Origin of the sequence: Methylocystis silviterrae, from assembly GCF_013350005.1 — a bacterium.
Classification (GTDB): domain Bacteria; phylum Pseudomonadota; class Alphaproteobacteria; order Rhizobiales; family Beijerinckiaceae; genus Methylocystis; species Methylocystis silviterrae.
On sequence record NZ_JABVWW010000003.1, the window covers coordinates 339,077 to 362,112 of the forward strand.

The 23,036-nt window shown below is 62.2% G+C and carries 27 protein-coding genes; 13 read left to right on the top strand and 14 right to left on the bottom strand.

Going from position 1 to position 23,036, the window contains the following annotated elements; all coding sequences use genetic code 11:
* Positions 1-16: 16 nt before the first annotated feature.
* Both HUN39_RS05225 and HUN39_RS05230 read right to left on the bottom strand, forming a co-directional pair.
* Positions 17-661 (bottom strand): response regulator, encoded by a 645-nt coding sequence (locus tag HUN39_RS05225; RefSeq protein WP_175093411.1) that lies wholly within the window; start codon positions 659-661, stop codon positions 17-19.
* Positions 658-2,058 carry a sensor histidine kinase gene (locus HUN39_RS05230; RefSeq protein WP_175093412.1) on the bottom strand — a complete coding sequence of 467 codons (1,401 nt, stop codon included), beginning with the start codon at positions 2,056-2,058 and terminating at the stop codon, positions 658-660. The genes HUN39_RS05225 and HUN39_RS05230 overlap by 4 nt, the downstream gene beginning before the upstream one ends.
* A gap of 244 nt (positions 2,059-2,302) precedes the next feature.
* Here HUN39_RS05230 and HUN39_RS05235 point away from each other — a divergent pair, with 244 nt between their 5' ends.
* The 9 genes from HUN39_RS05235 to HUN39_RS05275 all read left to right on the top strand — a co-directional run bounded on the left by HUN39_RS05235 (position 2,303) and on the right by HUN39_RS05275 (position 10,596).
* Entirely contained in the window at positions 2,303-3,202 is a 900-nt protein-coding gene (locus tag HUN39_RS05235) for a LysR family transcriptional regulator (RefSeq protein ID WP_175093453.1), read from the top strand.
* Positions 3,203-3,327: 125 nt separating this feature from the next.
* Complete coding sequence (locus HUN39_RS05240) at positions 3,328-3,801, top strand: formate dehydrogenase subunit gamma (RefSeq protein WP_175093413.1); 474 nt, start codon at positions 3,328-3,330, stop codon at positions 3,799-3,801.
* Entirely contained in the window at positions 3,801-5,351 is a 1,551-nt protein-coding gene (locus tag HUN39_RS05245; RefSeq protein ID WP_175093414.1) for a formate dehydrogenase beta subunit, read from the top strand. The genes HUN39_RS05240 and HUN39_RS05245 overlap by 1 nt, the downstream gene beginning before the upstream one ends.
* 10 nt (positions 5,352-5,361) lie before the next feature.
* Complete coding sequence (fdhF, locus tag HUN39_RS05250; protein ID WP_175093415.1) at positions 5,362-8,241, top strand: formate dehydrogenase subunit alpha; 2,880 nt, start codon at positions 5,362-5,364, stop codon at positions 8,239-8,241.
* Positions 8,238-9,065: a formate dehydrogenase accessory sulfurtransferase FdhD gene (gene fdhD, locus HUN39_RS05255; RefSeq protein WP_175093416.1), complete on the top strand. Its 828-nt coding sequence runs from the start codon at positions 8,238-8,240 to the stop codon at positions 9,063-9,065. The genes fdhF and fdhD overlap by 4 nt, the downstream gene beginning before the upstream one ends.
* Entirely contained in the window at positions 9,055-9,291 is a 237-nt protein-coding gene (locus tag HUN39_RS05260; protein WP_175093417.1) for a formate dehydrogenase subunit delta, read from the top strand. The genes fdhD and HUN39_RS05260 overlap by 11 nt, the downstream gene beginning before the upstream one ends.
* A gap of 109 nt (positions 9,292-9,400) precedes the next feature.
* Complete coding sequence (locus HUN39_RS05265; protein WP_175093418.1) at positions 9,401-9,916, top strand: YchJ family protein; 516 nt, start codon at positions 9,401-9,403, stop codon at positions 9,914-9,916.
* A 110-nt stretch (positions 9,917-10,026) separates the two neighbouring features.
* On the top strand, positions 10,027-10,230 hold the full coding sequence (locus tag HUN39_RS05270; protein WP_175093419.1) for a CsbD family protein: 204 nt from the start codon (positions 10,027-10,029) through the stop codon (positions 10,228-10,230).
* Between the two features lie 204 nt (positions 10,231-10,434).
* Positions 10,435-10,596: a hypothetical protein gene (locus HUN39_RS05275; protein ID WP_175093420.1), complete on the top strand. Its 162-nt coding sequence runs from the start codon at positions 10,435-10,437 to the stop codon at positions 10,594-10,596.
* Between the two features lie 149 nt (positions 10,597-10,745).
* On the opposite strand, the gene HUN39_RS05280 is transcribed toward HUN39_RS05275, so the two are convergent.
* Positions 10,746-11,030: a NepR family anti-sigma factor gene (locus HUN39_RS05280; RefSeq protein ID WP_175093421.1), complete on the bottom strand. Its 285-nt coding sequence runs from the start codon at positions 11,028-11,030 to the stop codon at positions 10,746-10,748.
* 139 nt (positions 11,031-11,169) lie between these two features.
* Here HUN39_RS05280 and ku (HUN39_RS05285) point away from each other — a divergent pair, with 139 nt between their 5' ends.
* On the top strand, positions 11,170-11,976 hold the full coding sequence (gene ku / locus HUN39_RS05285) for a non-homologous end joining protein Ku (RefSeq protein WP_175093422.1): 807 nt from the start codon (positions 11,170-11,172) through the stop codon (positions 11,974-11,976).
* Here the strand turns inward: ku (HUN39_RS05285) and ligD are convergent.
* The 7 genes from ligD to HUN39_RS05320 all read right to left on the bottom strand — a co-directional run bounded on the left by ligD (position 11,973) and on the right by HUN39_RS05320 (position 17,543).
* On the bottom strand, positions 11,973-14,531 hold the full coding sequence (gene ligD / locus HUN39_RS05290) for a DNA ligase D (RefSeq protein ID WP_175093423.1): 2,559 nt from the start codon (positions 14,529-14,531) through the stop codon (positions 11,973-11,975). The genes ku (HUN39_RS05285) and ligD overlap by 4 nt on opposite strands.
* Before the next feature lie 6 nt (positions 14,532-14,537).
* Positions 14,538-15,398, bottom strand: a complete 861-nt coding sequence (ku, locus tag HUN39_RS05295; protein ID WP_175093424.1) for a non-homologous end joining protein Ku — start codon at positions 15,396-15,398, stop codon at positions 14,538-14,540.
* Between the two features lie 45 nt (positions 15,399-15,443).
* On the bottom strand, positions 15,444-15,941 hold the full coding sequence (locus HUN39_RS05300) for a hypothetical protein (RefSeq protein ID WP_175093425.1): 498 nt from the start codon (positions 15,939-15,941) through the stop codon (positions 15,444-15,446).
* Between the two features lie 18 nt (positions 15,942-15,959).
* Complete coding sequence (locus HUN39_RS05305; protein WP_175093426.1) at positions 15,960-16,280, bottom strand: hypothetical protein; 321 nt, start codon at positions 16,278-16,280, stop codon at positions 15,960-15,962.
* Positions 16,281-16,370: 90 nt separating this feature from the next.
* The gene (locus HUN39_RS19445; RefSeq protein ID WP_175093427.1) at positions 16,371-16,550 is read right to left on the bottom strand and encodes an AI-2E family transporter; all 180 of its coding nucleotides are present in this window, start codon (positions 16,548-16,550) and stop codon (positions 16,371-16,373) included.
* 9 nt (positions 16,551-16,559) lie between these two features.
* The gene (locus HUN39_RS19185; protein ID WP_232365919.1) at positions 16,560-16,946 is read right to left on the bottom strand and encodes a hypothetical protein; all 387 of its coding nucleotides are present in this window, start codon (positions 16,944-16,946) and stop codon (positions 16,560-16,562) included.
* Between the two features lie 195 nt (positions 16,947-17,141).
* The gene (locus HUN39_RS05320; protein WP_175093428.1) at positions 17,142-17,543 is read right to left on the bottom strand and encodes an ester cyclase; all 402 of its coding nucleotides are present in this window, start codon (positions 17,541-17,543) and stop codon (positions 17,142-17,144) included.
* Positions 17,544-17,776: 233 nt separating this feature from the next.
* On the opposite strand from HUN39_RS05320, the gene HUN39_RS05325 reads away from it, so the two are divergent.
* Positions 17,777-18,139, top strand: coding sequence for a winged helix-turn-helix transcriptional regulator (locus HUN39_RS05325; protein ID WP_175093429.1), 363 nt, complete (start codon positions 17,777-17,779; stop codon positions 18,137-18,139).
* Positions 18,140-18,542: 403 nt separating this feature from the next.
* Here the strand turns inward: HUN39_RS05325 and HUN39_RS05330 are convergent, their stop codons facing one another.
* From HUN39_RS05330 to HUN39_RS05340, 4 genes are all read right to left on the bottom strand, one after another.
* Positions 18,543-19,913: an HTH domain-containing protein gene (locus tag HUN39_RS05330; protein ID WP_175093430.1), complete on the bottom strand. Its 1,371-nt coding sequence runs from the start codon at positions 19,911-19,913 to the stop codon at positions 18,543-18,545.
* A gap of 125 nt (positions 19,914-20,038) precedes the next feature.
* On the bottom strand, positions 20,039-20,293 hold the full coding sequence (locus HUN39_RS05335) for a TfoX/Sxy family DNA transformation protein (RefSeq protein WP_210266844.1): 255 nt from the start codon (positions 20,291-20,293) through the stop codon (positions 20,039-20,041).
* 110 nt (positions 20,294-20,403) lie between these two features.
* Positions 20,404-20,535: a WYL domain-containing protein gene (locus HUN39_RS19730; protein ID WP_456299337.1), complete on the bottom strand. Its 132-nt coding sequence runs from the start codon at positions 20,533-20,535 to the stop codon at positions 20,404-20,406.
* Positions 20,536-20,569: 34 nt separating this feature from the next.
* Positions 20,570-21,265: a TetR/AcrR family transcriptional regulator gene (locus tag HUN39_RS05340; RefSeq protein WP_332310726.1), complete on the bottom strand. Its 696-nt coding sequence runs from the start codon at positions 21,263-21,265 to the stop codon at positions 20,570-20,572.
* A gap of 71 nt (positions 21,266-21,336) precedes the next feature.
* On the opposite strand from HUN39_RS05340, the gene HUN39_RS05345 reads away from it, so the two are divergent.
* Together HUN39_RS05345 and HUN39_RS05350 are read left to right on the top strand one after the other, a co-directional pair.
* Positions 21,337-22,206: an aldo/keto reductase family oxidoreductase gene (locus tag HUN39_RS05345; RefSeq protein ID WP_175093432.1), complete on the top strand. Its 870-nt coding sequence runs from the start codon at positions 21,337-21,339 to the stop codon at positions 22,204-22,206.
* Positions 22,207-22,361: 155 nt separating this feature from the next.
* On the top strand, positions 22,362-22,811 hold the full coding sequence (locus HUN39_RS05350) for a pyridoxamine 5'-phosphate oxidase family protein (protein WP_232365920.1): 450 nt from the start codon (positions 22,362-22,364) through the stop codon (positions 22,809-22,811).
* The last annotated feature ends 225 nt before the right edge of the window (positions 22,812-23,036 follow it).

Here is a 23,036-nt window from a genome sequence, read left to right on the forward strand (position 1 = left end):
TCCTTTGGGCGGCCGATCAGGTCGCCGACGCGTCGCCGACAAGTCCTGCGCCGATGGCGAGCCAAACCAGATGGGCGTCGGTGCGCGCGCCGATCTTGGATTTGATCTGATAATGGTAGTTCTGAACGGTTTTCGGACTGAGGTTTAAGATGCCGGCGATGTCCTCGGTCGTTCGGCCCGACGCGACGAGCCGCAAGATCTCCGTCTCTCTGGGGCCAAGCTCATCGACGAGCGCGCGGCCCTCGCCCAATCGCTCCGCGGCGATCTCTCGCGCGACGTCGTCGCTGAGCGCTCGGCCGCCCTTGGCGACGATCGCCACGGCGCGGAGCAGCTCCGCGGCGTCGCTGCTTTTGGTGACATAGCCGGACGCGCCGGCTTCGAATGCTTTCAGCGCAAAGGCCGCGCCGCTGTGCATGGTGAAGATCAGAATGCGCGCGCTTTTATCCCACTGCCTGATGTGGCGGACCGCTTCGACGCCGCTCGCGCCGGGGAGAGAAAGATCCATGATGACGATGTCGGGCGAATCCTTCCGATAGGCCTGGTAGGCGTCCGCGGCGTTGGCGGCTTCGGCGACGATCTTGTAATCCGGCTGGCGCTCTAAAAGCCGCCGATATCCCTCCCGAACGATCGGGTGGTCGTCGACGAGAAGAATCGTGGTCATGCGAGCGCGAGACCTTTCATCGGCGCGGGCGCGACGGCGATGAGCGGAATGCGCGCGACGACGCGCACGCCTTTCGTGGCGTCGCTGATCGACAGACTTCCGCCAAAAGCCGCAATGCGCTCGCGAATCCCGAGAATGCCGTGGCCGGAGGCGGCGGCGAGGCGGGAGGCGTCGCCGCCGCCGTCATCCTCGACCGTCAGCGCGACGAGCCCGTCGGCCGCCGCCGCGCGCTCGACGCGCAGATAGACGTTTTTCGAGTCGCCGTGCCGCATGGCGTTGGTCAGACATTCCTGCGCGATGCGATAGAGGCTCGTCGAAATCGTCTGAGGAAGGTCGGCGAGGTCGCCCGTGAGCCTCAGATGGATGACCGCTTTTCGTCCCGCTTTGGCGTTCCAGCTCGCCGCAAGCTGGACGAGACAGGCTTCGAGCCCCAGTTCATCGAGGTCTTGTGAGCGCAGCCGGGCAAGCGCCTCGCGAAGGGTCGTCATCATGCGCTTGGCGACGCGCCCGATTGAGCGGGCGTCCTCGGCGACGCCGGGATCAATCTTAGCCGCCGCAGCCTCGATCGACCCGGCGAAGGCGAGGGTCGCCGTCAGGCACTGACCGAATTCATCGTGCAGGTCGCGGGCGAGCGCGCGGCGTTCCTCCTCCTGGACCTCGAACAGCCGCTTCGTGAGCGCGGCGCGCTCCGCCGTCGTCCGCGCCAGCCGCTCGGCGAGATCGTTGACGGCGCGCGCGATCAGGCCGAACTCCCCTTTCTTGATGGCGCTGAGCCGGGTGGCGTAATTCCCTTGCTCCAACTGACGCAGCCCGCAGACGATGGCCCGGGTCGGCGCCAGAGCATGGATGATGGCGACCGCGGCCAAGAGGCAAATGCAGACCGCCATCGAGGCCGCAACGCCGACGATGATCGAGATCTGCCGCCAGGCTTGTCGGATCGCCGCGCCGGCGTCCGCCCTGACGAGGATTGCGCCGGTTTCCGGTTGCCGCACGGTCAAGGGCCGAATGATCGCCGCATGTGCGCCGAATATCCGCTCATAGGCCGCCGCAAACCATGCAGGCGCGGCGGAGCCGACGCCCTCGAGCTGGCTGCAAAGGGTCTGCGGCTCTTCGTCGCCTGGCGCATAGCTGATGCAGACGCCCGGCGAAACGAGCTTCAGGGTCGAAAGCGACTCCCAGTCGGGGACGGGCAAAATCTTGTCACGCCGCATGCTGCCCCGCCAGAGGATGGCCTGCCAGTAGAGATTTTCGAGGTGGTGCGCCACGCGCTCGGCAGAGGTCGCCGCTTCCGTTTCGACCGCGCGGCGCGCGTCGACCATCACCCAGCCCGCCGTCAGCGTAAGGCAGATGAGGGTGATGCCGACAAGCTGCAAGACGAGCCCAACGATCAACCGCATTGGCGCATTCCCCGACAAAAATCCCGTCGCTCAGTAGAGCAGGAATCGAAAGGAGGTCCAACGCGCATCATGCGCTTAGGCCCTGATCGGGCAAATTGCCTATTGGCGTGCGAGCGATTTGGATTCGTTTCAAAATTTCGGCGCGGCCTGGGCGGATATGCTAATGTGACGCCCGTGCGGGCTGACGGAAGCGCCAGTGACGGCCTGGACGCTGCGTCTTGGCGACCCGTTTGTGGACTCGGTCGTGATCGACAAGCTTGAATTCCTGATCGCCGTCGCCAAAGAGAAGAGCTTTTCGCGCGCGGCGGAGATTTGCGGCGTCACCCAGCCCACGCTCTCGGCCGGCGTCAAACAGCTCGAGGATTCGCTCGGCGTGTTGCTCGTCAACCGTTCCTCGCGCTTCCACGGACTGACCGCCGAGGGCGAGCGGGTGCTCGAATGGGCGAAGCGCATCGTCGGCGATGCGCGCGCGATGCGCCAGGAAGTTCGCACGCTCAAGGAAGGCCTTACCGGCCAGCTGAAGATCGCCGTCATCCCGACCGCGCTCGGCATTGTCTCGGCGCTGACGACGCCCTATCGCGAGAAGCATCCGGGGGTGCGCTTTTCCGTGATCTCCGCGTCGTCGAGCGAGGTGCTGACCATGCTCGATAATCTTGAGATCGACGCCGGCATTACTTATCTCGACAATGAGCCGCTTGGCCGCGTGCGCACGGTGCCGCTCTGCTCCGAACGCTATCGGCTGCTGACCTTCGCCGATAATCCGCTCGGGAACCGCGACCGGGTGACATGGGCCGAGGTCGGTCGCATCGATCTCTGTCTTCTCACGCCGGACATGCAGAACCGTCGCATCGTCGAGCAGCTCATTCGCAAGGGCGGATCCGAGCCCATGCCGATCCTCGAGTCGAACGACGTCATCTTGCTCTTTGACCATGTGAGATCCGGCCGCTGGGCCACGGTGCTGCCGGAGAAGCTCGCGAAGACCCTAAACGTGGCGGGGCCGTTGCGCTCCATCCCCATCGTTGAGCCGGAGGCTGTACATGAAATCGGCCTTGTGGCGCCGCAGCGCGAACCGGTGATTCCGCTGGTCGCCGCCTTGGTCTCGGAGGCCAAGAAGCTTGCTGAAAGCCACACGCTCGACGGTTGATAGGATCGCCCTATCGCACAACGGATGGTCGCTATTGATCGGGCCTTGGATTTCCGGCAGTGTTCTCGGAACTAGTCTAAATAGGACGACCGCATATGCGCAACGTCCGGACTGAAAGGGAAGAAATGTCTGGCGCTGCTCAGTATAGCGACGAGCGCGCGCGGGAAATCATCGCCGCCCATATGGGTCTTGAGGGACCCGCGATGCCCATTCTGCACGCGCTTCAAAAAGAATTCGGCTATGTGCCCGACGCCGCCGTCAAGGTAATGGCCGAGGCGCTCAATATTTCGCGCGCCGAAATGCATGGCGTCGTCACCTTTTATCACGACTTTCACCGCGCTCCGCATGGCCGCCACACGCTGAAGATCTGCCGGGCCGAATCCTGCCAGTCAATGGGAGCGGAGCGACAGGCGCGGGCGTTTCTCGACAAGTTGAAGCTCGATTGGGGCGGAACGACGCCGGACGGCGCCCTGTCGGTCGAGCCGGTCTATTGTCTGGGGCTGTGCGCCCACAGCCCTTCAGCGCTTTACGACGGAGAGCCGATCGGCCGCGTCGACGCTGAAATGCTTAACGAAATCGCCGCGGAGGCGCGCGACTGATGGTGAAGCTATACATCCCGCTGGACATGGCCGCCGTTGCGATGGGCGCCGACAGACTCGCCGCCGCCGTCGCGCAAGAGGCCGCAGCCCGCGGCGAAACAGTCGAGATCGTCAGAAACGGCTCGCGTGGAATGCTCTGGCTCGAGCCCCTGATCGAGGTGGAGACTCCCGCGGGCCGTGTCGGTTACGGGCCGGCCAAGGTCAAGGACGTCGCGTCGCTGTTTGACGCCGGGTTCCTGACGGGCGGCGCGCATCTGCTGAATATCGGGATCGTCGAAGAACATCCTTGGATGAAGAAGCAGAACCGCGTCACCTTCGTTCGTTGCGGCGTCATCGATCCGCTGTCGGTCGCCGAATATGAGGCGCATGCGGGATTCAAGGGCCTCACGCGCGCCTTCGAGATCGGGCCTGCGGCCGTCGTCGAAGAGGTCACGAAGTCGGGCCTGCGCGGCCGCGGCGGCGCGGGCTTTCCGACGGGCATCAAATGGAAGACGGTGGCGGACTGTCCGCCGGGCCAGAAATATGTGGTCGTCAACGCCGACGAGGGCGATTCCGGCACTTTCGCCGACCGCATGATCATGGAGGGCGATCCGCTCTCGCTGATCGAAGGCATGCTCATTTGCGGATACGCCGTCGGCGCCTCCAAGGGCTATGTCTATCTGCGTTCCGAATATCCGATCGTCGCCAAGGTCTTTCAGGCGGCGATCGAGAAGGCGCTTGAGGCGGGCTGGCTCGGCAAGAACATCAAGGGCTCGGGTTTCGACTTCGACGTCGAACTGCGCATCGGCGCCGGCGCTTATGTTTGCGGCGAGGAGACCTCGCTGCTCGAATCTCTCGAGGGCAAGCGCGGCATCGTGCGCGCCAAGCCGCCGCTGCCGGCCCATGTCGGGCTCTTCGGCAAGCCGACGGTCATCAACAATGTGCTGTCCATGGCCACCATACCGATGATCATGGAGAAGGGCGCGAAGCATTACGCCGATCTCGGCGTCGGCCGCTCGCGCGGCACCATGCCGCTGCAGATCGCCGGCAACGTCAAATATGGCGGCCTCTTTGAGACGGACTTCGGGATTCCGCTCGGCGTGGTCGTCAACGAGATCGGCGGCGGCGCCCGCTCGGGTCGTCCCGTCCGGGCGGTTCAGGTCGGCGGCCCGCTCGGCGCCTATGTGCCCGTGTCGCTTTTCGACCTTCCGATCGACTATGAAGCCTTCGCGGCCAAGGACAGTCTCATCGGCCATGGCGGCCTCGTCGTATTCGACGACACCGTCGACATGTCCTGGATGGCGCGCTTTGGCATGGAGTTCTGCGCCATCGAGAGCTGCGGCAAGTGCACGCCATGCCGGCTCGGATCGACGCGCGGCGTCGAGACGATCGACAAGATTCGCAACGGCATCGACGTCGATGCGAATATCGAGCTCCTCAAGGATCTCTGCCACACGATGAAGTTTGGCTCGCTCTGTGCATTGGGCGGCTTTGCGCCCTATCCGGTCGAGAGCGCGCTTCGCCATTTTCCCGAGGACTTCCGCAAGCCGGCCCTTGAAGCCGCTGAGTGAGGTAGCCGCCATGACGCTTATCAAGGAAATCGATTACGGCACGCCCGAATCGCCATCCGTGAAATCGGTCACGCTGACCATTGACGGGAAGAGCGTCACCGTGCCCGAGGGCACGTCGATCATGCGCGCGGCGATGGAGGTTGGCACGGAGATCCCGAAGCTCTGCGCCACCGACAGCATCAAAGCGTTCGGCTCCTGCCGGCTCTGCGTCATCGAGGTCGAGGGCCGCAACGGCACGCCAGCCTCCTGCACGACGCCGGTTGCGCCGGGCATCTCCGTCAAGACGCAGACGCCGCGCCTCGCCGCGATCCGCCGCGGCGTGATGGAGCTTTATATTTCCGACCATCCGCTGGATTGCCTGACCTGCGCGGCCAATGGCGATTGCGAGCTGCAGGACATGGCGGGCGCGGTGGGCCTACGCGACGTCCGCTATGGCTATGACGGCGCCAATCACGTCTTCGCCCGCAACAATGGCGAAGTGAATTTCGACTGGAAGCCGAAGGACGAGTCGAATCCCTATTTCAGCTATGATCCGTCCAAGTGCATCGTCTGTAACCGCTGCGTGCGCGCCTGCGAGGAAGTGCAGGGCACCTTCGCGCTGACGATATCGGGCCGTGGTTTCGACTCGCGCGTTTCGCCCGGCATGGACGAAGCCTTCATGGAATCGGAATGCGTTTCCTGCGGCGCTTGCGTTCAGGCCTGTCCGACCGCGACGCTGATTGAGAAGTCGGTGGTCGCCGTCGGCCAGCCGGAGCATTCCGAGGTCACGACCTGCGCCTATTGCGGCGTCGGCTGCACCTTCAAGGCGGAGATGCGCGGCGAGGAAGTCGTCCGCATGGTTCCCTGGAAGGACGGCAAGGCCAACCACGGCCATAGCTGCATCAAGGGCCGCTTCGCCTATGGCTACGCCCAGCATGGCGATCGCATTCTCAATCCGATGATCCGCGAATCGATCGACCAGCCCTGGCGCGTGGTCTCGTGGGACGAAGCGGTCGGCTTCGCCGCCGACCGGCTAAAAGCGGCGCAGGAGAAATACGGAAAGAACGCCGTCGGCGTGATCACCTCGTCGCGCTGCACGAATGAGGAGAGCTACCTCGTTCAGAAGCTCGCGCGTCAAGGCTTCCGCAACAACAATACCGACACCTGTGCGCGCGTCTGCCATTCGCCGACGGGCTACGGCCTGGCGCAGGCCTTCGGCACCTCCGCCGGCACGCAGGATTTCGACTCGGTCGACGACGCCGACGTCATTCTCGTCATGGGCGCCAATCCGACCGACGCGCATCCGGTGTTCGGCTCTCACATGAAGAAGCGCCTGCGCGAGGGCGCCAAGCTGATCGTCATCGATCCGCGCCGCATCGACCTCGTGAAGTCGCCCCACATCAAGGCGGATTTCCATCTGCCGCTCAAGCCCGGCACCAATGTCGCGATGGTCACGGCGCTGGCGCATGTCATCGTGACAGAAAATCTCGTCAATCTGGATTTCGTGAAGTCGCGCTGCGACTGGGACGAATTTCAGGACTGGGCTGCCTTCGTCGCCAACGACCGCTACAGCCCGGAGGCGCTTGAAAGCGTGCTGGGCGTGCCGGCCGCCGACATTCGCGGCGCCGCGCGTCTTTACGCCACCGGCGGCAATGGGGCGATCTACTACGGCCTTGGCGTGACGGAGCATTCGCAGGGCTCCACCTCTGTCATGGGCATCGCCAATCTCGCCATGGCGACCGGCAATCTCGGCCGTCGCGGCGTCGGCGTAAATCCGCTGCGCGGTCAGAACAATGTGCAGGGCTCCTGCGACATGGGCTCGTTCCCGCACGAGCTGCCAGGCTATCGCCACGTCTCCAATGATGCGGCGCGCCAGGCGTTCGAGAAGGATTGGGGCGTTTCCCTCGATCCGGAGCCGGGCCTGCGCATTCCCAACATGTTCGACGCGGCGATCGAGGGCACCTTCAAAGGGCTTTACGTTCAGGGCGAGGACATTCTGCAGTCCGACCCAGATACGCGCCATGTGTCGCGCGCGCTGGCGAATATGGACATCGTCATCGTGCAGGATCTCTTCCTGGTCGAGACGGCGAACTACGCGCATGTCTTCCTGCCGGGCGCGACCTTCCTCGAGAAGGACGGCACCTTCACCAACGCTGAGCGCCGCATTCAGCGCGTCACCAAGGTGATGTCGCCGAAGAATGGCTACGCCGACTGGGAAGTCACCCAGCTGCTCGCCAACAAGCTGGGACTCAATTGGAATTACGCCAACGCCAGCGAGATCATGGACGAGATCGCGCGGCTGACGCCGTCCTTCGCGGGCGTTTCGTTCAAGCGACTCGCGGAAGCCGGTTCGCTGCAATGGCCGGTTAACGACGCCTCGCCCGACGGCATGCCGATCATGCACATCGAAAGCTTCGCGCGCGGCAAGGGCAAATTCGTCATCACCGAATATGTTCCGACCGAAGAGAAGGTGGGACCGCGGTTCCCGTTGCTGCTCACGACCGGCCGCATCCTGTCGCAGTACAATGTCGGCGCGCAGACGCGACGCACCGAGAACAGCCAGTGGCATCCCGAGGACGTCCTCGAGATCCATCCGCATGACGCCGAGGATCGCGGCGTGCGCGAGGGTGACTGGGTAAAGGTGGCGAGCCGCGCCGGCGAGACGACCCTGCGCGCCAAGATCACGGATCGCGTCGCGCCGGGCGTCGTCTATACGACGTTCCATCATCCGACCACTCAGGCCAATGTGGTCACGACCGACAATTCGGACTGGGCCACCAATTGTCCCGAATACAAGGTCACGGCGGTTCAGGTCTCGACCACGAACGGACCCACCGACTGGCAGCATCAGTATCGCGAGCTGACGGAGCAGAGCCGTCGCATCGCGAGCACGATCGACGCGGCGGAATGACGGAGACGCCGTCGCCGACACTACGGGTGGAATGCCTGGCGCGCCGTCACGATGTGATGGCGCGTTCTTCTCGCGTGATCCCCGAAGAGACGCCGGTCGCCTTCACCTTTGGCGGCTCCACCCATGCGGTGATGATGGCGACGCCGGCGGATCTCGAGGATTTCGCGATCGGCTTCGCGCTGACGGAGGGGCTGATCGATTCGCCGGAGCAGGCGGGCGACGTCGAGATCGTCGTCTCCGACGCCGGCATTGAACTGCGCGCCTGGCTCAAGGGCGGACGGCAGGAGGCCTATGTCGAGCGGCGCCGTTCGATGGCGGGGCCGACGGGCTGCGGTCTTTGCGGCATCGAAAGTCTGGAGGCGGCGACGCGCGTTCTGCCGACGCTCGACAATGCGCTGTCGGTGCGCGCCGACGCCTTGATCGAGGCGATGGAGCGTCTGCCCGCCGCTCAGAAATATAATCAGGAGACCCGCGCCATTCACGCCGCGGCCTTCTGGAATCCCGTCTCCGGCGCGCTGATCGCGCGCGAGGACGTCGGCCGCCACAACGCCCTCGACAAGCTCGCCGGCGCGCTGACGCGCCAGGCCATCGCCGCCAAGCAAGGCGTCGTGCTGATGACGAGCCGCGTATCGGTCGAACTTGTGCAAAAGGCTGCGCGCATGGGCGCGCCGATCATCGCCGCCGTCTCGGCGCCAACCGCGCTCGCGGTGCGCAACGCGCAGCACTGCGGCATGACTCTCGTTGCGGTCATGCGCGGCCGCGACTTCGAAATCTTCACCCATCCAGGACGCATCCTCGAACAGGTTTCCGCACATGTCGCATGATTCGGTCGATAAGCTCGTCAGAATGGCTAACCAGATCGGCACGTTCTTCATGGCTCAGAAGCATCCCGAAGGCGTCGCGAGCATGACGGATCACTTGAGGAAATTCTGGGACCCGCATATGCGGAACGCCATCCTCGCGCATGTCGATCACGGCGGCGCCGGGCTCGATCCGATCGCGATGGAGGCGGTAAAGCGTCTCAAACCCCCAGCCGGCGCCGACGGCTAAGGAATCCTCGCAAGCCGCCGATTCGCGAAAATATTGGACGTCGGCGCGTTCGTCGCCTAGGTCTGAGACCCAGGCGCAGCCGCGCGATCATTCTTACGCCGACAGAGCGATGACCGACCAGACATGTCCCTGCCGCGCGATGGACGCGCAAAAGCATTCCTATTCGGCCTGCTGCGCTCGTTACATCGAAGAGAAACTGCCGGCGCCAAGCGCTGAAGCGCTCATGCGCTCGCGTTACACCGCCTTCGCACTGGGCGACATCGATTACCTTGTCGACTCCTTGGCGCCGGAGTCGCGTTACGATTTTGATCGCAAGGCCATCACGCATTGGTCGCGCAACTCGCAGTGGCTTGGGCTCGAGATCCTGTCGACGGAAAAGGGGCTGCAGGGCGATGAAACCGGCTACGTCGAATTCGTCGCGCACTTCTCCAGCGAAGGCGAACGCTATGCGCATCGGGAGCGATCGCTGTTTCGACATGACGCGCAGGATGGCCGCTGGTATTTCCTCGAAGAGGCCAATCGCAAGAGCGCGCCCGTCGTGAAGGGCAAGCAGGCGGGGCGTAACGATCCTTGTCCGTGCGGCTCCGGCAAGAAGTTCAAGAAGTGTTGCGGCGTCGCCGCGTAAACGGCGATGAGCGCTACGATTCGATTCACCTGCCGCCAGTATCCTGGAACAAAGCGGTTGCGCCCGCGTTCCGTCGGCGTGGAACACTCCTTAACCTTGGGAGAACGGCGATGGATTGGAATCGTGTCGAAGGAAACTGGAAACAGTTCAAGGGCAAGGTGAGAGAGAAGTGGGCGGAACTCACCGACGACGATCTCGCGCGCATGGACGGCAAGCGCGAGCAGTTTGAGGGCGTTCTCCAAGAACGCTACGGCGAAGGGCGGGACCGCATTCGCGAAGAGGTGGACACCTGGCTGAAGACTCTGAAGTCGTGAATCCTTAGCGCGCCGCAAGCTTGGCGCGACGTCCTCTCCTGGCGCTTCTCGATCTGCCCGAACTTAGGTTCGGGCTTTTTTAATCGGCGCGCCCGCGCCATTCCTTCGGCCGAGAGGGGAGCACAGAGCTTTGCCGGCATCTTGGAACATTTTTAAAAAGGGAGAGTTGTTTTCTTATCCTTCTCCGATGAAAGGAGAGCCGAAATGAGTTCGAAGCCGAAACTTGGATTAGACTGGCGGCGCATTGTGGAAGCCGTGGCCAAGACGCTGCTTTTGTCGCAACTCGAAGCGCCGCGGGAGCGTCTCATTCATGTTCGCGAACCGCGACAAGCGGAGATCGAGCATTGGCTGCGCAACCGAAAATGACTCCCTCGACGATTGATCCGCGATGATTGCCTGTTGAAGGACAGGCAATCATTTTTTTGTCCATTGTTTCTAGTCACTTCAGCGCGACTCAACTCAAGGCGCCCGTCGCGCGTTTTCAGGAGCGCGCGGGAGCAAGAACCCCTCACAGCCTATTTGGCGACCGACGTCGAAAGTCGCACGAGTAAGTCGAGAAACTTGTCCGGCATCGGTTCTAAGAGACTCGTCGCGTATATGTCGCGCAGCCCGGAGGTCAATTCCCCATCGATCCCAAGGAAGGCGAGCTGGTGGGCGACGTCACGCTGCGCCCCAGGCGCGCCCCGGCGACCCTTCGAGGTTTGCTTTTCAGCCTTCTTATTCATGTCGATGAGCCCTTGGGCGGCGCTCTGGATATCGGAGCCGTCGACTCCAATGAAAACGGGCAGGTGAAGGGTCATGATTGAATTCAACAATATTCGAGGGGCAAAGTTCCCTTAGGAGCGCTAACTGTCTTTTTCGTGGTGATTAGGGCGGAAGCGGAACGATGCATTCGACGGAGCGTTATTGGAGAAACTCCCGGCCGTCGGAGGGTTTAAATTGGCGCCGCGGTCATTCTGGAAAGGCTATTTGAAGCTTTCGCTTGTGACCTGTCCGGTCGCGATGACGCCGGCCACGACTGAAGGCGAGAAAGTTCGCTTCCACATCCTTAATCGAAACACCGGCAACCGCGTCGTCAGCCAATATGTCGACGCGGTCTCCGGCGCGCCGATCGGCGAAGACGATGCGGCGAAGGGTTATCCGCGCGGCGAAGACGATTACGTGCTGCTTGAAGATGAAGAGCTTGACGCCCTAAGCCTCGAAAGCACGCGAACGATCGATATCGAGACCTTTGCTCCGGCCGCGAGCGTCGACTGGATTTGGTTCGACAAGCCCCACTATCTTGCGCCGGACGATCCGATCGGCGTTGAGGCCTTTTCCGTCATTCGCGACGCGATGAAGGCGACGGGCACAGTCGGCCTGTCGCGGCTCGTGATGTATCGACGCGAGCGCGCCGTGATGGTCGAGCCGCGCGACAAGGGGCTTGTCTTATGGACGCTGCGCTTCGCCGATGAGGTGCGCGATCCGAAGGACTACCTCGACAAGATCGGCGCTGAAACGCCGAACGCGAAAGCTCTCACCCTGATTTCCAAATTGATCGATGAGCGCAAGAGTCACTGGGACCCGGCGATGACCCATGATCCCGTGCAAGCGCAGTTGCTGGATATTATTTCCGGAAAGAAGAAGGAGCACACACCCGCTCGCGGCAAAAAGCAGGCGCCGGCGGCTCCGAGCAATGTCGTCAATATCATGGATGCGCTCCGCAAGAGCATCGATGCGGAAAAGCGCGGCGCCAAACGTCGCTAGGCTTTTCTCTTTCTCCGCGCGTTCGGGGTTTCGATCGGCGTCGCCGCCTGACGAAAGTCTCCCCAGGGATCGCTCTGCAGCGACTCGAGGCGCGCGAGGGTTTTCGCGATCGTGAAATAGTCAGGTCCGATCGCCGGACTAAGTTCGTCCCAGGCGAGCGGCATCGACACGGCGGCGCCGGGACGGGCGCGCGTGGAGTAGGGCGCGACAGCCGTCGCGCCGCGCTGATTGCGCAGATAGTCGACGAGTATCTTGCCGCGTCGCTTCGACTTTGTGATCGTTGCAACATATTTGTCGGGGCTGTCATTCGCCATCGCATCGGCGATGCTTTTGGTGAAAGCCTTCACCTCTGGCCATTCTGCTTTGGGTTTTACGGGCGCCACCACATGAAGCCCCTTTCCGCCTGAGGTTTTCACGAAGGCGGCGAGCCCAAGGGCTTGGAGACGGTCCCGCGTTTCTTCCGCGGCCGCAATGACGGACTCCCACGCGACCAGTTCGCCGGGATCAAGATCCATGATGATGACGTCGGGGCGCTCCCAGTCAGACGCCGTCGAGCCCCAGGGATGAATTTCCAAGGCGCCGGATTGCACGAGCGCGATCAGGCCGTTGAGGTCCTTGATGCTGAGCAAGGGCTCTTCTTCTCCTTTCGGATCGTCGATGAGCACGATGTTCGGATCGATGCCTTTCCAAGCATGCTTCTGGAAGAACTTCTCTCCCTCGACGCCATTGGGGCAGCGCAGCAGCGCCAGCGGGCGATTGACGATGAAGGGCGCGATATAGCGCCAGATGTCGGCGTAGTAATCCGCCAGGCCCTGTTTGGTCACGCCTTGATCCGGCCAATAGAGCCGATCGGGATGGGTGAGCCTCACGGCGCTTTGCTCCGCTCTCGCCGCTGTCGCCCGTTCAACGGACGGCGCCTTTTCGCGGACGACGTCGCGCGCGTCCTTATCTTCGCGCAGACCACGAAAGGAGGCGTGCCGAAGATTTTGATCGCCCGTCCAGCCGCGAAATTCGACCTCGGCCACCAGTTCGGGGCGCACGTAGCGCACTTGGCGCGCCGCGTCCGTGCTGAGCCGTGCGCCAAAGGGATTCGAGGAAGCGCGCATGGGATCGAGCTTCGTGAAAAGCTCATGCGCCATATCGGCCGTAAATCCCGTCCCGACGCGGCCGACGTGGCAAAGGACGCCATTCTGGTAGACGCCAAGCACGAGGGCGCCGATCGCCCGACGCGACACCGTCGATGGCGTATAGCCTGCGACGACGAATTCCTGCCGCGCGAAGCATTTGGCCTTTATCCAGCTCTTCACGCGGCCCGAGCGATAGGGCGAATCCCGCAGCTTCGACACCACGCCTTCGAGGCCGAGCCGACACGCGTGCGCCAGCACGACCGCGCCGCTGTCCTCAAAATGAAGACTTAAGCGAACCCTGTCGCCGGCCTCAGCGTCCAAGAGTCTTTCCAGCAACCGTTTGCGTTCCAGCAAGGTCGCGCCGCGCAGATCGTAGCCCTCGAGGTGCAGAAGATCGAAGACCCAATAGACGAAGCGATCGGTCCGCCCTGCGCTCAGATCGGCCTGAAGCGCGGAGAAATCCGACGCGCCTGAACTGGTCTCGACGACGATCTCGCCGTCGATGAGCGCGGCGCCGAGAGGCAGGGCCCGCAGCGCCGACGCTATCTCATCGCCAAATTTCTTCGTCCAGTCGAGACCACTGCGTGAGAGCAGCCGTACGCGTCCCGCCTCGATGCGCGCCTGCACGCGATAGCCATCGAATTTGATTTCGTGAATCCATTCCTTGCTCGATGGCGCGGCGCCGGAACTGGCCTGCATCGGCGCAACGAAACTCGGCAACGGCGCCTTCTTCGCGCTCTTGAGACGTGATGGGTCGATGTCGACCGCAGGCGCTTGCGGCGTCGCAAGGGAACTCGTTTTATCCAAGCGCGACGCGGCGCTCTGCTTCGGCATGGCGCTTTTCTTGGAGCGCTGCGAGGGCTTGCCTTCTGCGACATCGCCGATCGTGCGCCCGGTGTCTACCGAGCGCGGCATCTCGTCGAGTATGTCTTCATCCTTAGGCGTTCGCGCAAATTCGTCTTCGCTTTTGATGAGAAGCCAGTTGTCGTGCTTCTCGCGCGGCTTTCGCGCCATGCGCACCAGATGCCAACGGCCGCCGAGCTTTTCGCCGCGCAACTCGAAATCGAGATGGCCCTTGGCATAGCCCTTGTGCGGATCGCCTTCGGGAATCCACACGCCCTTGTCCCACACGATGACTTCGCCGGCGCCATATTGGCCTTCCGGAATGACGCCTTCGAAATTGCGATAGTCGAGAGGGTGGTCCTCGACGTGAACGGCAAGCCGCTTTTCGCCGGGCGCGAGACTTGGGCCTCTGGTGATGGCCCAGCTTTTCAGAACGCCGTCCATCTCCAGGCGAAGATCGTAGTGCAGCCGCCTTGCGGCATGTTTCTGGACGACGAAACTGCTGCCGGTCTTTCGAGCGCCTCGCCCCTTCGGTTCGCGCGTCGCCCCAAAGTCGCGCTTCTTGCGGTAGTCGACAAGCGACATGCGAGGTCAGCTCGCTTTCCGCCGTGTCGCGGCTGTCCTGGTCTTGCGAGGCTGGGCCGCGCGCTTCTTGGCTGCAGCTTTGTCGCTCGGCTCGGAAAGAGCCGCGCTCTCGCGCAGCGCCTCGAGCAGATTGACGACCTTGGCTTCCCGCGCCTTACGCGGCGGTGCGATCGGCGCGCCTTCCAGCTTCGCTTTTACGAATTCGGCGAGGGTAGCCTCATAGCGATCTTCGAATGTAGATGGGTCGAAGGCGCCCCGCTTCGTGTCGATAATGTGCTTGGCGAGCTGAAGCATTTCGCCCTGAACTTTAACCTCAGGGACGTCGTCGAACGCCTGTTGCGCCGAGCGCACCTCATAATCGAAGTTCAGCGTGGTCGCGAGAAGCCCGTCGCCATAAGCGCTGATCAGAACGGTGCGCGCGCGCCTAAACAGCACCGTCTTCGCGAGCGCCGCGACTTTGTTCTTGCGCATGCCCTCGCGGATCAGAACGAAAAGCTCGTTCGCGTCGCTTTGCGAGGGGGACAGATAATAGGGCTTGTCGAAATAGACGGCGTCGATTTCGCCGCAATCCACGAATGTCTCGATGGCCAGAGTTTTGTCGCTCTTTGGCGTCGCCTGAGCGACTTCCTCCGGTTCGAGAACGACATATTCGTTCTTGCCGACCTCATAGCCTTTGACTTGATCGCCGGACTCGACAGGTTCGCCCGTGTCGCTATCGACAAAGGTCCGCCGCACGCGGTGACCGGTCGATCGGTTGATCGTGTGGAATGCGATCCTGTCAGACGTCGACGTCGCGGAGTAGAGCGCCACCGGACAGGTGAGCTCCGCAATCTTCAGAGAGCCCTTCCAGTTCGCTCTCGGCGACAACGCAAACCTCGTACGCTCGCGGGCGGCTGAACGCTCGCCCGCTGATTACGCTTCCGGAGACTTCGTACTGTCAAGCTTTTCTGAGATTTTTGACGCAAGCATCAGTCCGATGGCGGCGCCGATGATCAGATGGAGGTTGGGCCCCACGCGTTCGGCCACTGCTTTCGCCGCGACCGGCGCCATCGAGCCGATCGAGGAGCCGATCGAGCGCATCAGGTTTCCGTCCGGCTTGAACAGCTGATCAACGAAGGGGAGCTGCGAAAAGCTGCTCTGTTCGAGTTCGGCTGCTGGAGCTTGAGCTTTCGGCGCGACGGAGTCCTTTGTCGCGAGATAAACGATGAGAGCCGCGAAGAGAAAAGCTCCGGCGAGGACGAGGTTGCCGGCGATCTCTCCCCACGTTCTCATTGCGTAGGCGTGGGCGGCGGCCGTTGCAAAGCCGAGCGCGAGCAGCGTGAGGGTCGCGACGATGGCGAGGCGCGACGCGCCTCGCGTCGCGTTCGCGATACTCTCGTCAACCCGTTGGAATAGCGGATCCAGCATCATGATCGTGCCCGCCCGAGATTAGCCGCGGCCCTTCCACATGGCCCCGATGAGAAATCCTCCCGCGACCGCAAGCAACAGCGCCGTCACCGGCTGTTCGCGCACCGCGCCCTCGACCGTTGTCTTCAGCCCTTCGCCTGCCGACCTGGCCTTCTCCGCGATTTCCCGAGACTGCTCGCCCACTGTCGTTAAAGCGGCGTCAGCCCTCTCCATGGTTTCATCGACCTTTGCGCTGACGTCGTCGGCGATGGAGGCGGCCTTCGCGGCGGCGTTCGCCGACGCTTTGGTCACGGCGTCTTGCGCCTCCTGGACCTTGTTCGTGACTTGAGATGTTATGCTCATGCCCTCTTCTCCGCTGTTACTGCCCCGCTGGGCGAATACTGAACTTCCAGATCGGTTGATTGTTCCTCGCCGCGTCCCAAGTGGCGCGCGCTACTCTGGAAGATTAATTTCGTGCTGAGGGAACACGTGGCTGAAGGTCACTGCGTCGGCGATGAGCATAGCGCCAAGAATCGCGCCGACCGGCCCCCAGAGCCATGTCCAGAGCACGAGACCCAGGAAAACTAGTCCGGGATTCAGAGTCAGTCGCCGGCCGATAACGCTCGGTGTCACGAACCGTCTTCACAGTTCCGGAAAGATGTCCTTCCCGTCTTCAGCAAGTTTCGCTTCGCCGATCGTTTTTTGAAATTCGCCAACGACGATCTGCGCGAGACCGGTGAGCGTGAGATGGGTCGACTGCGTGGCGAGCCCGAGGGTCAACTTGGTCTTGCCCATGGCTTCGTTGGCATAGCCGCGCATTTGATCGGTCGTCCCGGACTGTACGATGGTGTCGATTGCCTCCCTCATCGAATCCTTCACTTGGGCGACCGTGGAGCGAGCCCGTGTTGGCGGCTCTAGATCGACGGAATTTCCATCTGGCAGCGCCGGTGGATTCGATGCATCGCCGAAACTGCATTCTTCGTCGGTGCAGATAATGGGGTTCCCGCCATGTTCGGTTAACGCATCCATGGATTCCATGCTCCTAAATCTCAATTCCTGGGTTCGGCCAAGGCCGCCCGCCAGGATGAAAACTGATTTGAAGGGCTCTATGTTCCGAGAGGGTTCTTTGCGGTCGCGTATCGCGCTCGAGGCTGTGCGCAGCTGCTAAACGCCGCGCGTAACGAAATGGGCGATGCGCAATGGCCTGTGCTTGGGCGACGGGACTTACTTCACGGCGCCGAGCTGCTTGAACAGCCCATAGATGTCGAGGACGTCCCAGTGCTCGGCGAGCTTGCCGTCCTCAACACGGAAGATATCGACGGCGTCAAAGGCGTAGGTCCTGCCTGTCGCGGGAATGCCGAGCCAGTCGCCGGCCTGCGTGCCGGAATATGCGCCATAGGCCCACACGAGATCGCCTTCGGCGACAATTTTCTTGACCTCATATTTGAAGTCCGGCACGGCCTTGAACCACGCCTCGAAGAACTCGCGAAATCCTTTGCTGCCTTGTGGCACGAGCGGATTGTGTTGGACATAGTCTTCTCGCATCAACTGATCGAGTTGCGAAAAATCCTTCTTCGCGAACACGCTTCCTCCCAGCGCCGCAAGGATTGACTTGGGATCTGTCATTCTCGTCTCCTGTGTTGACTCCTCGGTAGGAGCATCGGTCGTGAGGAACGATGCAGGCGCAGGCAATCCAAGGGCCGCAACCGCGCTGGCCGCCAAACGGAACATCGAGCGATCCCCATATACTGACTGGCATTCATGCCAGCGACGCATATTTAGGCGGTAAGATAATGTCTGGGAAGAAGGCACTAAAAAGTGGTATAGGTACCTAATAGTAACCAAGGAATCGCAGGGAAATGCGCTGGAACCCCTACGCCGCTGAATGCCCGACGCGCCAACTGCTGGATCGGATCGCTGACAAATGGGCGGTGCTGGTGCTGGGCTTGCTCGAACCCGGCCCGCAGCGGTTCAACGCGCTCAGGCGACGAATCGAGGGCATCTCGCAAAAGATGCTCACTCAAACGCTGCGGAGTCTGGAAGCGGACGGTTTCATCACGCGACGCGCCTTCGCGACCGTGCCGGTCACCGTCGAGTATCAACTCACGCCGCTCGGACGAAGCTTGAATTCAGTGCTCGATCCGCTCCGCCAATGGGCGGAGTCGAACATGTCGCGCGTGCATAAGGCTCGCGAAAAACGGGGCGCCGCCGATGGAAAGTGAGTGCGCGACTTGCGGCGTCGGGCGGCGCGCGGAAGCGCCGAGAGTAAGATTTCATCCAGGGAAGAACGGACTAAAGTAGAGGAGTGCTTGCATGCCGAACGATGTTGCGCCTTCGAAGCGCGCCGAGGAATTGGCGACGGCCTTTCTGTCGCGGGTTTGGAATGGAGCCGCCAATGAGGGACCGATCGCGGTTCAAAAAATTTGAAAACGCTGCATGACCGACTCGCGGCTCGATGACGGGCTACGCGCGGCGGCGCGAGCCTCGGAACTCGGCGCGACAGGATAACGGAAATCATCCGTAGCAAATTTCCAAACTGACACATTGCCGATCGTCGTCAGGACGATCGGCAATGTATTCGCCGCCGCGCAGCCGCATGGAGCGGTTAGCGGATCGTGGCCTGAATCACGCCGGCGCCCAGGCTTGTTTCGACGCCAGCTTCTCGGCCTTGGCGCCGGCGCGCAGCCGCGCGGGGCGATTTTCCAAGCCGCTCCAATAGGCTTCGAATTCCGGACGCTTGTCGATCACGCCGAATTGCAGCCCAAAGCCGATCATCGACCCCACATAAACGTCCGCGGCGGTGAACATGTCGCCCGCAATATATCGACGTCCCGCCACGGCCTTGGCCAGCGCGTCCATCACGGCGGCGTAGGAGCCGTAACCAAAGCGGGTCTGCATCTCGGGCGTCGCGGGGTCCCAACCGGCGGCGTGGTTGCTCATCGCCGGCTCGACGCAGCCTGCGGCGAAAAACAGCCAGCGATAATAGTCGCCGCGCGCCCCGGCCTCCGGCGCGAGCCCGGCCTCCGGAAAGGCGTCGGCGAGATAGGCGCAGATGGCGGCCGCCTCGGTCACCACCGTCTCCCCATGCTGGATGGCCGGCACCTTGCCCATGGAATTGATCGCGAGATATTCGGGCGCCTTCATCGTCGTTCCGTAATCCTTGACCTCGATCGAATAGGGCGCGCCGACCTCTTCCAGCATCCAGTGCGCGATCATGCCGCGCGATTGCGGATTGGTATAGAAAACAAGCTCCTTCGCCATGGATTTTCCCTTCGGCTTTTTTGATGCGGAGCGACTGTATGCGATGCTGCTGTCAGCTTCTGTCAGCATAGTTTGACGCCATTCTCTCACCAACGCCTGACGGCGGCGCGGCGGGCGCGCGTCCAGAATATGCGCCGTCTCGATACGATCGGTTCGGAAGTGTCGGAAGGCGCGCCGCAACTCGCACCAGCCGACGAGAACGCGGGCGGATTCGAAAAAGCCGAGCGCTACCGGCCAAATGACGCGCTGCGTCCGCGCGCCTTTTTCATCGCGATAGGAAATGGCGAACTTGCGTTCTTCGCGCAACGCGCGACGCAACAGCGTTAGTTCGACATGCTGTGGCCGCTCCCAGCCCGGGCCGACCAGCAGCGCGTCATCTTCCAAACGGGTCCTAAGCTCTTGCGGCAAAACCGCCGAGATTTTCGCCACTGCGCTGCCGGCGGCCTCGGACAGCGCGTCGTCGGTGCGGCGCGCCACCCATTTCGCGCCAAGCGCCAGCGCCTCGATTTCCTCCTCCGAAAACATCAGGGGCGGCAGGAGAAAGCCGGGACGCAGCACATAGCCGACGCCCGGTTCGCCGTCGATTTCCGCTCCCATGGCCTGCAAAGCGGCGATGTCGCGGTAGAGCGTGCGCAAGGAGACGCCCGCTTCGCGCGCCAACTCCGCCCCGCTCACCGGCTGGCGGCGCCGTCGTAACATTTGCAGGATTTCGAACAGCCTGTGGATGCGAGCCATGGGGACAAAATACCATAGGATACTGTCAAAAACTGACAGCTATTCGCGCCAACGGCGCGCGCCCCCACTGATCAGCGCACCCGCCGCCATTATGTTGGACCATGAAGGAGCGCGATGAAGATCGCCTAGTACTTCGCCGCGCGGCGCAAGCCTTCCTTGGTCTCGGGATCGAGCGAGCGCCAATCACAGCCGCGAAGGGCCGCCTCCATCGCGTAGAGCGCGATGATCGTGACCTGACGACCAAATCGGAATTTGAGCCGATGATAGGCGTCGACCGCGCCGATGCGGCGAAGATCGCCCTCGCGGTGGACGCCGACATCGGCCAGCATTTTCGCCGTGGCGGGTCCTAGATTTCTCATCTCTTCGATGCGCAGGTTCAACACGGCGTCTCCGCAGCATCAAGATAATTTTTGTACGACTTGCCACGCTCGTCGCGAAAGCCGCGATCGGTCGCCTCGAGGTTCTCGATCCTGTCCACACGGAAATCGGTTCACAGCTCGCGCCAAGCGGTGAGCGTCCATGCAAGCCCCCAAAACTCAAGGCGCAAGGGGCGGACAATTCTCTGCGCGCGCGTCTCGTCGAGCTTTCTGTATCCCACGTCGATGGCGGCGCACGAAGCCATCGCACGACATTTATCGCAGTTCTGTTCGACCAGGCTACGACGCAACGTCCTTCGATCTCTGACCGTATCTGGTGATCGCCGCCGGCTTTCTGGGGCGCTCTGGCTTGAACTGATGGGCTTGGAGATACGCCGTCACAAGCAGGAGGAGTTCCCTTTCGAGGCGCGCCCTGAATTCTGCTGGCGCATGTTCTTTGAGAAATGTTTGGACCGGCCCGACCAATGCGCCAAGCGCGATCTTGGCAACCATGGCGGGATCGTCGAATTGGGCGTCCGGCGCGCTGGCCAGCATGGCCGTGACAGCCGCGACTATGCGCGTGCGCATCCGAGCGGCCAGCGCCGCGCCGCCCCGCTCTTCGGCAACGGCGTAGAGCGCCTTCGCTTCCCTGGGGTCGCGCAGCTTCGCAGCCAGGAAGGCGACGACGAAAGCTGAACCCATCTGCGAAAGTTGTTTGCCTCGATGTTCGTGGCAGGCGCGCTCGACCGCGCTGGCAATGCCCTCCAGATGCTTTTCGAGGACGCCGGCGAGCAGCGCATCACGGTTGGGATAATATTGATAGAGGCTTCCGACCGACATGCCCGCGCGCTCGGCGATACGGGTCGTCGTACAGCGACTCAGGCCCTCCTGGAGCAAAACCTGAATGGCCGCCATGTGCAGCGTTTCGACGGTCGCGGCGGAGCGGACCTGAACCGGGGTTTTTCTGGGCTTTAGGGTCGTTACGACGGCGTTCACGGAATGCGAATTCAGAAAGCGAAGGATTCTTCATATATTTGCGTGACTGGCGCGAAACAAGGACCCACGCAATGACGACCACATTCACCTTCGGCGACCGCACCGTGAAGCGGCTCGGCTACGGCGCGATGCAGCTCGCGGGACCTGGCGCCTTTGGTCCGCCCAAGGATCGTGACGCGGCGCTGACCGTGTTGCGCGAAGCGGTGGGAGCCGGGGTGAACCATATCGACACCAGCGACTTCTATGGCCCGCATGTCACCAACCGGTTGATCCGCGAGGCGCTGCATCCCTATCCGGATGACCTCGTCATCGCCACCAAGATCGGCGCGCGGCGCGGCGCAGACGGCTCATGGCTGCCAGCCTTCTCGCGCGAAGAACTCGCGCAAGCTGTGCATGACAATCTGCGCAATCTCGGCCTCGACGCGCTCGATGTGGTCAATCTGCGCGTCATGTTCAGCGCTCACGGCCCCGCGGAAGGTTCGATAGAAGCGCCGCTCACCACGCTCGCGGAGCTTCAGCGGCAAGGGCTTATACGTCACATCGGCCTCAGCAACGTCACGCCCACACAGATCGCGGAAGGTCGCGAGATCTGCAAAATTGTCTGCGTGCAGAACCACTACAATCTCGCGCACCGGGCTGATGACGCTGTGATCGAATATCTCGCCGGCAGCGGCGTCGCCTATGTGCCCTTCTTTCCGCTTGGCGGGTTCACTCCGCTGCAATCCTCGACCCTATCCGATGTCGCGCGGAGCCTCGACGCCACGCCCATGCAGGTCGCTCTTGCCTGGCTGCTTCGTCGCGCGCCCAATATCCTGCCGATCCCCGGTACGACGTCGGTCGCGCATCTGCGGGAGAATCTCTCAGCGACCGAACTCGATCTACCGGATGAGGCGACTGCTTTGCTCGACGGCGTTGCAGCAAACATCGGTTTGTCTGACTGAGCTGTCATCTCGGGCAATTTTCCCGAACGAGAAGAGGCAATTTTCGCTTGTCACGATCCGGCGGCTCCTGACCATTGACGCCGCGCTCGTCTGTGGCACGGCCTCGCGGAGCTGAAAAAATTCCTCGCGTTCGACAAACGATTGGAGAGAGATCGATGTCAAAATTCTACGGCGCCGAGCACCGCAAGCTTCAAGACGAATTCGATACGCGCCGGCTCGCCGATTTAATGGAGGGCGGGGTCATGCACGCCGAATTTGCTCCCCATGAGGTCGAATTCATCCAGTCTCGCGACATGTTCTTTCTTTCGACGCTCGATCCCGCCGGCCGTCCGACGGTCTCCTATAAGGGCGGCGCTCCGGGCTTCGTTCGCGTCGTCGGTCAAAGCTCGCTCATTTTCCCGTGGTTCGACGGCAACGGCATGTTTTACTCCGCCGGAAATCTGTGGCGGAAACGAGCAAAGTCGGCCTGCTTTTCATCGATTTCGTCACGCCTAATCGGCTTCGTGTGCAAGGCGAGGCAAGACTCATGCGCGAAGCGTCGCTCCTCGCTTCCTACCCTGGCGCGCTATTTGTCGTCGGCGTCGACGTCGAGAGCGTGTGGGTGAATTGTCCTCGTTACATTCATCGCTACCAGAAAATCGCCGAGTCCAAATATGTTGCCGTAGAAGGAGATGAAGCGCCGCTGCCGGGATGGAAGCGGATCGACATCGTTCAAGACGCGCTTCCATCTGGACGCCTCCAAAAACCTCTGGCCAAATCGGGGTTGAGTTGATTCACTTGGTCATGTCGCAAGGGGATCGCGGCCATGGCGAAGGGAACGCCCGGATTTT

What these genes read in the sequence shown, in the direction of transcription:
- HUN39_RS05305 (WP_175093426.1), bottom strand. Translation starts at nt 16,280, where the DNA reads ATGAGCATAACATCTCAAGTCACGAACAAGGTCCAGGAGGCGCAAGAC.
- HUN39_RS05345 (WP_175093432.1), top strand. Translation starts at nt 21,337, where the DNA reads ATGACGACCACATTCACCTTCGGCGACCGCACCGTGAAGCGGCTCGGC.
- HUN39_RS05320 (WP_175093428.1), bottom strand. Translation starts at nt 17,543, where the DNA reads ATGACAGATCCCAAGTCAATCCTTGCGGCGCTGGGAGGAAGCGTGTTC.
- HUN39_RS05280 (WP_175093421.1), bottom strand. Translation starts at nt 11,030, where the DNA reads ATGACCCTTCACCTGCCCGTTTTCATTGGAGTCGACGGCTCCGATATC.
- HUN39_RS05240 (WP_175093413.1), top strand. Translation starts at nt 3,328, where the DNA reads ATGTCTGGCGCTGCTCAGTATAGCGACGAGCGCGCGCGGGAAATCATC.
- HUN39_RS05230 (WP_175093412.1), bottom strand. Translation starts at nt 2,058, where the DNA reads ATGCGGTTGATCGTTGGGCTCGTCTTGCAGCTTGTCGGCATCACCCTC.
- HUN39_RS19185 (WP_232365919.1), bottom strand. Translation starts at nt 16,946, where the DNA reads ATGGATGCGTTAACCGAACATGGCGGGAACCCCATTATCTGCACCGAC.
- HUN39_RS05330 (WP_175093430.1), bottom strand. Translation starts at nt 19,913, where the DNA reads ATGGCTCGCATCCACAGGCTGTTCGAAATCCTGCAAATGTTACGACGG.
- fdhD (WP_175093416.1), top strand. Translation starts at nt 8,238, where the DNA reads ATGACGGAGACGCCGTCGCCGACACTACGGGTGGAATGCCTGGCGCGC.
- HUN39_RS05265 (WP_175093418.1), top strand. Translation starts at nt 9,401, where the DNA reads ATGACCGACCAGACATGTCCCTGCCGCGCGATGGACGCGCAAAAGCAT.
- HUN39_RS05300 (WP_175093425.1), bottom strand. Translation starts at nt 15,941, where the DNA reads ATGATGCTGGATCCGCTATTCCAACGGGTTGACGAGAGTATCGCGAAC.
- HUN39_RS05245 (WP_175093414.1), top strand. Translation starts at nt 3,801, where the DNA reads ATGGTGAAGCTATACATCCCGCTGGACATGGCCGCCGTTGCGATGGGC.
- fdhF (WP_175093415.1), top strand. Translation starts at nt 5,362, where the DNA reads ATGACGCTTATCAAGGAAATCGATTACGGCACGCCCGAATCGCCATCC.
- HUN39_RS05325 (WP_175093429.1), top strand. Translation starts at nt 17,777, where the DNA reads ATGCGCTGGAACCCCTACGCCGCTGAATGCCCGACGCGCCAACTGCTG.
- HUN39_RS05260 (WP_175093417.1), top strand. Translation starts at nt 9,055, where the DNA reads ATGTCGCATGATTCGGTCGATAAGCTCGTCAGAATGGCTAACCAGATC.
- HUN39_RS05275 (WP_175093420.1), top strand. Translation starts at nt 10,435, where the DNA reads ATGAGTTCGAAGCCGAAACTTGGATTAGACTGGCGGCGCATTGTGGAA.
- HUN39_RS19730 (WP_456299337.1), bottom strand. Translation starts at nt 20,535, where the DNA reads ATGGCTTCGTGCGCCGCCATCGACGTGGGATACAGAAAGCTCGACGAG.
- HUN39_RS05270 (WP_175093419.1), top strand. Translation starts at nt 10,027, where the DNA reads ATGGATTGGAATCGTGTCGAAGGAAACTGGAAACAGTTCAAGGGCAAG.
- HUN39_RS05225 (WP_175093411.1), bottom strand. Translation starts at nt 661, where the DNA reads ATGACCACGATTCTTCTCGTCGACGACCACCCGATCGTTCGGGAGGGA.
- HUN39_RS05350 (WP_232365920.1), top strand. Translation starts at nt 22,362, where the DNA reads ATGTCAAAATTCTACGGCGCCGAGCACCGCAAGCTTCAAGACGAATTC.
- ligD (WP_175093423.1), bottom strand. Translation starts at nt 14,531, where the DNA reads ATGTCGCTTGTCGACTACCGCAAGAAGCGCGACTTTGGGGCGACGCGC.